Raw genomic sequence first — 7,229 nt, forward strand, 5'->3', positions numbered from 1 at the left:
ACCGTGCCGACCCGGGTCTGCCAGTCGCGCTCGCGGTAGCCGTTGCGCTGGTTCACCCGATCAGCGCTGCGCTCGCCGTGGCCGGCGCCGCAGGCCCCCTCAGCATCCAGCTCCATCAGTCGATGGGCTGCAAAGCCAATCATCTCCCTAAGGAAAGTAGCATCGGAGCCCTTTTCCATTAGCTCCCGAAGAGCAATCCTCTCATCGGTCATCGTGGCGTCCTTGGGTCAGAGTTGCGTGTCGCAACACAACCCTACCGAGGACCAACCACGATGGCCGCCACCGTTACGGTGACGGCCTCCTACACCACGTCCGGGGGCACGATCGGATCCACCTCCATTCCCCCGTAACTTCTGTCGCCAGAGGATGATGCTCAGTTGCTCCTCTTTCATTCTGTGGCTCGTATGGAAAAATGCCGGTGGGGTTTCTCAGAGGCGATGAGGCTTTCGATTCACACCTACGGAACCCGGGGCGACGTCCAGCCCTACCTTGCGCTCGCTCGCCGCCTGACGGCTGCTGGCCACCGGGTCACCTTCGCCACCGCCGCAAGGTTCGAGCAGTTCGTAACCGCCAGCGGCATCGCCTTCGCCCCGCTTCCTGACGACATGCTCGATCTCATCGACACGCCTGCGGCCCGAGCAATGCTGTCCGGTCGTGGCAGTCTGTCCTGGATCGTGCGCCTCGTGCGCGAGGTGCGTCCCATGATGCGCCGGATGCTTGATGCCCAGTGGGCCGCTGCTTCGTCGGGGGCGGACGCCATCGTCTACCATCCCAAGGCATCCGGAGGTGCCCACATCGCGGAGCGGCTGGGCATCCCCGCCTTCGTAGCCCTGCCTTTGCCAGGACTGACACCGACCCGCGCCTTCCCCAGCCCCATGCTGCCCTTCGCCGACCTCGGCCCCCTGAATGCGGTGAGCCACCGGCTCTTCCTCGGCTACGCGGGCGCCATCTTCCGCGGGCCGGTGCACCGCTGGCGACAGGATGTGCTTGGGCTGCCTCCAGCAGGCGGCGATCACAGCATTCGCGGCGTTCCGTTGCCGCGGCTGTACCCGTACAGCGAACACGTCGTTCCAAGGCCGTCGGATTGGGATGAGAACTCCCAGGTGACTGGGTACTGGTTCCTGGAGGAGCCGGGAGACTGGCGGCCAGATCCGATGCTGCAGGCCTTCCTTAACCGAGGGCCCGCTCCCGTCTACGTGGGCTTCGGCAGCATTCCATCACTGGACCCGACCGCGACCACCTCCATGGTGGTCAAGGCTTTGGCGATGGCTGGCCAGCGTGGGCTTCTGGCGGTGGGGTGGGGCGGCTTGGCGCCAGAGGCCGCAATCCAGCATGTGCATGTGCTCGATGCCGCACCTCACGACAGGCTCTTCCCGCATGTGTCCGCGGTCGTTCACCACGGCGGTGCCGGGACAACCGCTGCGGCGCTGCGGGCCGGAAAGCCAATAGTCGTCTGCCCCTCCTTCGGGGATCAGCCCTTTTGGGGGCGGCGGGTGGCGGCACTCGGTGCCGGTCCCGCCCCCTTAACGCGCAAATCCATGACGCCATCGACGCTGGCCGAAGCCATAGGCATCGCGGCCAACGACCCGGCAATGCGCGACCGGGCTGCCACACTGGGCGCGGCCATCCGTTCGGAGGATGGTGTCGCCAGGGCAGTGGACTTCATAGAGCGACGAGTAAGCGAACATGGCCGCGCGAGTTGACCCGCGAGGCATGCTGAGCCTCGGCTTGCGGTGCCATGCCGAAGCCGCCCGCTCGCGTCAGCCGGAGACCGGTGCTACGGATGCACCTGCAGTTGGTTACCCCACGCTCGCTGCGCCGGAGACGACCGCAAGATCTGCGGTCGCCTTTTCTTTGGCCGCCCGCTCCTTCCGCTCGCTGTAGCGGTCGGTCAATAGTCCGACCGGTCCCGCAGCAGCAGCGTGAACTTCACCAGCTCCTCCATGACGTCCACCACGCGGTCGTAGAGCGGCCCTGGCTTCATCCGGCCCGCCTCGTCGAACTCCTCGAAAGCCTTGGGCACCGAGGACTGGTTCGGAATGGTGACCATCCGCATCCAGCGACCGAGCAGGCGCAGTGTGGTCACAGCGTTGAAGCTCTGCGACCCGCCGGAAACCTGCATCACCGCCAGCGTCCGGCCTTGGGTCGGGCGATTCGCGGCGGGTGCGCGCTGGCGCCGGGGATGCCGAACTTCCCGGCCGTCGGGATGTCGAGCTGCGCTTCCGAGACGTTGGGCAGTGACAGGTCCGGAAGGTTCACGTCAGACATTCAAGTCTCCAATCAGGTGGCGGTCACGGTCGGCGCGTCTGCCAAAGCGTCTTGGATTTCCTGGACAGCGCTTCGCGCGGCCCGCGTCACCCCGGCCAGCGTGGCCGAGGCGAGCCCGGTCCAGTCGCCGTAGCCGACCAGCCAGAGGCGCGGCTCGCGGACGGATCGGCCATCCTGGACCGCGACGCACCCATCCGGCTCCAGCACGCCGAGCGGCGCCAAGTGAACAAGGGCCGGGCGGAAGCCCGTGCACCAGATGACCGCGTCCACCGGGCTGCGGCTTCTGTCCCGCCAGACCACGCCGTCCGGCTCGAAGCGCAGGAAGGGCCGGACGCTCCGCAGGGCGCCGCGGTCGCGGGCCTCCCGGACCGGCGGGACCATGACGATGTCGCCCAGGCCGCCCTTCGGCGGGCCGGGGTCGCGGCCTTCCTGCTGCGCCCGCACGCGCTCCGTGGCCCGCTCGAACAGCACGCGGCCGTCCACGTCGTCGGGGAGGAAGGTCGGCGCCTCCGGGGTGACCCAGGTCACCTCAGCCACATGCGACAGCTCGGCCAGGATCTGGGCGCCGGAGTTGCCGCCCCCGACGACAAGGACTCGCTGGCCCGCGAAGTCTTGCGGCGATCGGTAGGAGCAGGAGTGCAGCTGGCGCCCGCGGAAGCCCTCCACCCCTGGGTAGTCCGGCACGAAGGGGCGGCTGGCTCCACCGGTCGCGCTGACCACGGCCAGGGCCGTCCATTTGCCCGCATTGGTTCGGGCCAGCAGCCGGTTCTCCGCGCGCTCGACCGTCTCCACCCGGACCGGGCGCCGGACCGGCAGCCGGTATCGCTCCTCATAGGCCGCCAGATAGGCGGCCACATGGTCCCGGCCGGGATACCCGCCGCCCGGGACAGGCGGCATGGGCCATCCTGGCAGCGAGCTCCACTGCGCCGGGGAGAAGAGGTGCAGGGAGTCCCAGGCCGATGGCCAGGCGCCGCCTGGCCCCTGGTTGGCGTCCAGGATCTCGAAGTCGAGCCCCGTCCGGCGCAGGAAGTAGCCGACGGCGAGGCCGGACTGCCCGCCGCCGATGACGATGACCCGTCTTTCCTGCGCGTCCGCCGTCACCGGGAGGCCGCCCCGCGCTCGTACCAGTTACGGCTCCGCATGACGATGTGGACGACCGAGAGCATCACTGGCACCTCCACCAGCACCCCGACCACGGTGGCCAGCGCCGCGCCGCTCTCGAACCCAAACAGGCTGATGGCGGCCGCCACGGCCAGCTCGAAGAAGTTGCTGGCGCCGATCAGGGCGGAGGGCCCCGCCACGCTGTGAGCCGAGCCGCACTGCCGGTTCAACAAATAGGCGAGGCCCGCGTTGAAGTAGACCTGGATGAGGATGGGCACTGCGAGCAACAGGATGACGAGCGGCTGTGCTAGGATCTGCCCGCCCTGGAAGCCGAACAGCAAGACCAGCGTGGCGAGCAGGGCCACCAGCGACACCGGGTTCAGCGCCTTCAGTGTGCGCTGGAGGGCTGCCTCGCCGCCGGAGGCGAGCAGAGACCGGCGCCAGATCTGCGCCGCGATGAGCGGCACGATGATGTAGAGGCCCACGGACAGCAGCAGCGTGTCCCAGGGTACGGTGATGGCGGAGAGGCCGAGCAGCAGGCCGACCACGGGCGCGAAGGCCACCACCATGATGGCGTCGTTCAGGGCCACCTGCGACAGGGTGAAGTTCGGCTCGCCGTCGGTCAGCCGTGACCACACGAAGACCATGGCGGTGCAAGGCGCGGCCGCCAGCAGGATGAGTCCGGCGATGTAGCTATCGATCTGCGCCTCCGGCAGCCAGGGGCGGAATAGCCAGCCGATGAAGAGCCAGCCGAGGAGCGCCATGGAGAAGGGCTTCACCAGCCAGTTGATGCCGAGGGTGACGGCGATGCCGCGCCAGTGGCGCGCGACCTGCCCCATGGCGGTGAAGTCCACCCGCAGCAGCATCGGCACGATCATCAGCCAGATAAGCGCCGCGACCGGGATGTTGACCTGCGCCACCTCCAACCCACCGAGGGCGTGGAAGAAGCCCGGCATGACGGCGCCGAGGGCGATGCCCGCGACGATGCACAGCGCCACCCAGAGGGTCAGTAGCGCTCGAACGTGCCCATCGCTGCCTTGCGGCTCTGGACGGCGGCCTCCGCCTGCGCCGACGCGCTCATGCCGCCACCGCCTTCGCCACCCGGCGGCCACGCTCATCCACGACAGGCTCGCCGTCCTCCTTGGCGAAGGCGCCCCGCTGCGGGTTCGGCAGGATGTCGAGCACCGCCTCGGACGGCCTGCACAGCTTCACCCCGAGCGGCGTCACGACGATGGGCCGGTTGATGGGGATGGGGTGTGCCATCATCGCGTCGAGCAGCTGGCCATCGGTCAGGGCTGGGTCGCCGAGGCGGAGCTCCTCGTAGGGCGTGCCCTTCTGCCGAAGCACGTTGCGTACCGGCACTCCCATGCGCCGGATGAGGTCCGACAGCTCCTCCCGCGAGGGCGAACTTTTCAGGTATTCGATGATGGTCGGCTCCTCGCCGCTGTTGCGGATGAGGCCGAGGACGTTGCGGGACGTCCCGCAAGCCGGGTTGTGGTAGATGGTGACGGTCACGGGGTTCTCCGAACGTGGTCGGGCTTCAGGCGGCTGAGGCATCCTTAGACACGCTGGCCGCAGCGCGGTCGCAGGCGGGGCCGCAATCGGCTTGGCCACCGCAACAATGCTCTGTCAGGTAGGCCACGAGGCCATTCATCGTCTCCGGGACCATGGCGTAGAAGAGCTGGCGGCTGACGCGCCGCTGGGTGACCAGCCCCGCATGCAGGAGCTGCTGCAGGTGGAAGGTCAGTGACGACGGCGGGATGCCCAGCCGATCGGCGATGACGCCCGCAGGGAGCCCATCCGGCCCTTGCTCGACTAGAAGGCGGAAGACCTGCAGCCTTGAATCCTGTGCCAAGGCACCGAGCGCCGCGACGGCCTGCTTGGATTCCATTGAGCTGTCCCTACGACATTTCGTCCATGGTCGTAGGATGGGTAGCTCGTTCCTGGGATTCAACGGCATTCATCGAAATGTCGCACCCGATGTGCCAACGTTGGTCGGAGTGATGCCCGGTCAGACCGGCACCGGGCGTTCCTGGGCTTGCATGGGCAGCATGAAGGTCAGCGCCATGCAGGCCGCCAGCATCGCCGCAGAACCCCAGAGGCATGCCTGAAGGCCACCCCACTGGGTCAGGACGCCGGACAGCAGGATGCCGCACAGGCGCCCTCCCGCATTGGCCGCGTAGTAGAAGCCGACGTCCTCGGCGGCCTTCTCCGAGCCTGCGTAAGCCAGGATCAGATAGCTGTGGAGGGACGAGTTGACCGCGAAGGCGAAGGCGAACACCGCCAGGCCGACAACTACGACGACATCCGGGCGCCCGACGCTGCCGGTGGCCAGAAGGAGGGCGATGGCGGCCGGGATCGCGGTCAGGACCGCGGCCCAGAGTCGCGCTTCGGGAACCTCCCGTGACAGCCCATCGTCGCTGCGACGGACGACCGATGGCGCCAACGCCTGCACCCCGCCGTAGCCGATGGTCCAGGCGGCGAGGAAGGTCGAAACCCCAACGTAGTGCCAGCCCTGGCTGTAGAGGAACACCGGCAGGCCCACGACGAACCAGACGTCGCGCGAGCCGAACATGAAGATCCGGGCGCCTGCGAGCAGGTTCACGCCCCGGCTCTTCGCCATGAGCTCCTTGAAGCTCTTCGAGGCCTTGGCCTTGCCGAGCTCGCGGGGCAGCGACAGCAGCACGCCTGCCAGGACGGCGGCCAACAGTGCCACCAACAACCAGAGCGCCGGGCGGAAGCCCACGAACTGGAGCAGGGCGCCGCCCACGAAGAAGCCGAAGCCCTTCATGGCGTTCTTCGAGCCGGTGAACCACGCCACCCGTCGGAACAGCTGACCGGCGCCCTGCTGCGAGGTCGCCTTGATGGCTGACTTGGAGGCGGTCTTGGTCAGGTCCTTGGCCACCCCGGAGATGCCCTGGGCGGCCACCACCCAGGCGACTGACAAGGCCCCGCCCCAGCCCGGGTCCAGCGCCGACAGCATGAGGAGCCCGCAGATTTGCAGGCTCAGGCCGATCGAGAGCATGCGGGGGATGCCGAAGCGGGCCGCGAGCCAGCCCCCGCCGAAATTGGCGAAGATGCCCGCCGCCTCGTAGAGCAGGAACAGGAAGGCCAGCGTGAACGGCGTGTAGCCGAGCTGGTAGAAGTGCAGCAGCACCAGCATCCGCAGCGCCCCGTCCGTGAGGGTGAACCCCCAGTAGGCGCCGGTCACGACGAGGTAGTTGCGGATGCCTGACATTATGCCCCCCGTTCGATGACGATGTTGGCAAGGTCCACCATCCGGCAGGCATAGCCCATCTCGTTGTCGTACCAGGCGTAGACCTTCAGCAAGGTGCCGTCGGTCACCATGGTGCTCGGCCCGTCCACGATGGTGCTGCGGGTGTCGTTTGCGTAGTCGGCCGAGACGAGCGGTCGCGTCTCGAAGCCGAGGATGCCCGCGAGCGGTCCAGCCGCCGCCGAGTGGAACAGCTCATTGACCTCGACCTCGGTGGTTTCCCGCTGCATCTCGAAGACGGCGTCCGTCAGCGAGGCGTTCAGCACCGGCGCCCGGACGGCATGGCCGTTCAAGCGACCCTTGAGCTCGGGGTAGATGAGCGAGATGGCAGTGGCGCTGCCGGTCGTCGTCGGCTGGAGGGACAGCATGGCGGAGCGGGCCCGGCGCAGATCCTTGTGCGGGGCGTCCACGACCACGTTGGTGTTCGTCGGGTCGTGAATCGTGGTGATCTGGCCGTGCCGGATGCCGATGGCCTCGTGGACCACTTTCACCACCGGGGCGAGGCAGTTCGTGGTGCAGGAAGCAGCGGTCAGCAATCGGTGCTTCCTCGGGTTGTAACTGTCGTCATTGACGCCGACCACCACGT

The 7,229-nt window shown here is 67.9% G+C and carries 8 protein-coding genes and 2 pseudogenes; 1 reads left to right on the forward strand and 9 read right to left on the reverse strand.

Annotation, left to right across the window (positions count from 1 at the left end; all coding sequences use genetic code 11):
* On the reverse strand, nucleotides 1-212 hold a 212-nt coding region (locus tag EP26_RS34065), incomplete at its 3' end, for a transposase (RefSeq protein ID WP_211259602.1).
* Nucleotides 213-377: 165 nt separating this feature from the next.
* On the opposite strand from EP26_RS34065, the gene EP26_RS28715 reads away from it, so the two are divergent.
* The gene (locus EP26_RS28715; RefSeq protein ID WP_245624556.1) at nucleotides 378-1,703 is read left to right on the forward strand and encodes a glycosyltransferase; all 1,326 of its coding nucleotides are present in this window, start codon (nucleotides 378-380) and stop codon (nucleotides 1,701-1,703) included.
* 96 nt (nucleotides 1,704-1,799) lie between these two features.
* Here EP26_RS28715 and EP26_RS28720 read toward each other — a convergent pair.
* The 8 genes and pseudogenes from EP26_RS28720 to EP26_RS28750 all read right to left on the reverse strand — a co-directional run.
* Nucleotides 1,800-2,152 (reverse strand): annotated as a pseudogene (locus EP26_RS28720) (arsenical resistance protein ArsH); the annotation flags it as partial.
* Nucleotides 2,122-2,268 (reverse strand): hypothetical protein, encoded by a 147-nt coding sequence (locus EP26_RS37875; RefSeq protein ID WP_245624557.1) that lies wholly within the window; start codon nucleotides 2,266-2,268, stop codon nucleotides 2,122-2,124. The gene EP26_RS37875 and the pseudogene EP26_RS28720, both read right to left, overlap by 31 nt.
* 12 nt (nucleotides 2,269-2,280) lie before the next feature.
* Nucleotides 2,281-3,369, reverse strand: a complete 1,089-nt coding sequence (locus EP26_RS28725) for an ArsO family NAD(P)H-dependent flavin-containing monooxygenase (protein ID WP_043344446.1) — start codon at nucleotides 3,367-3,369, stop codon at nucleotides 2,281-2,283.
* Nucleotides 3,366-4,367, reverse strand: coding sequence for an ACR3 family arsenite efflux transporter (gene arsB, locus EP26_RS28730; protein WP_245624558.1), 1,002 nt, complete (start codon nucleotides 4,365-4,367; stop codon nucleotides 3,366-3,368). The genes EP26_RS28725 and arsB overlap by 4 nt, the downstream gene beginning before the upstream one ends.
* Before the next feature lie 79 nt (nucleotides 4,368-4,446).
* Nucleotides 4,447-4,884 carry an arsenate reductase (glutaredoxin) gene (arsC, locus tag EP26_RS28735; RefSeq protein ID WP_043344448.1) on the reverse strand — a complete coding sequence of 146 codons (438 nt, stop codon included), beginning with the start codon at nucleotides 4,882-4,884 and terminating at the stop codon, nucleotides 4,447-4,449.
* Nucleotides 4,885-4,909: 25 nt separating this feature from the next.
* Nucleotides 4,910-5,260 (reverse strand): ArsR/SmtB family transcription factor, encoded by a 351-nt coding sequence (locus EP26_RS28740; RefSeq protein WP_043344450.1) that lies wholly within the window; start codon nucleotides 5,258-5,260, stop codon nucleotides 4,910-4,912.
* Nucleotides 5,261-5,380: 120 nt separating this feature from the next.
* Complete coding sequence (arsJ, locus tag EP26_RS28745; protein WP_043344451.1) at nucleotides 5,381-6,607, reverse strand: organoarsenical effux MFS transporter ArsJ; 1,227 nt, start codon at nucleotides 6,605-6,607, stop codon at nucleotides 5,381-5,383.
* Nucleotides 6,607-7,229: pseudogene (locus EP26_RS28750) on the reverse strand (type I glyceraldehyde-3-phosphate dehydrogenase); the annotation flags it as partial. The pseudogene EP26_RS28750 and the gene arsJ, both read right to left, overlap by 1 nt.

The sequence above is a fragment of the Belnapia moabensis DSM 16746 genome (assembly GCF_000745835.1).
GTDB lineage: Bacteria > Pseudomonadota > Alphaproteobacteria > Acetobacterales > Acetobacteraceae > Belnapia > Belnapia moabensis.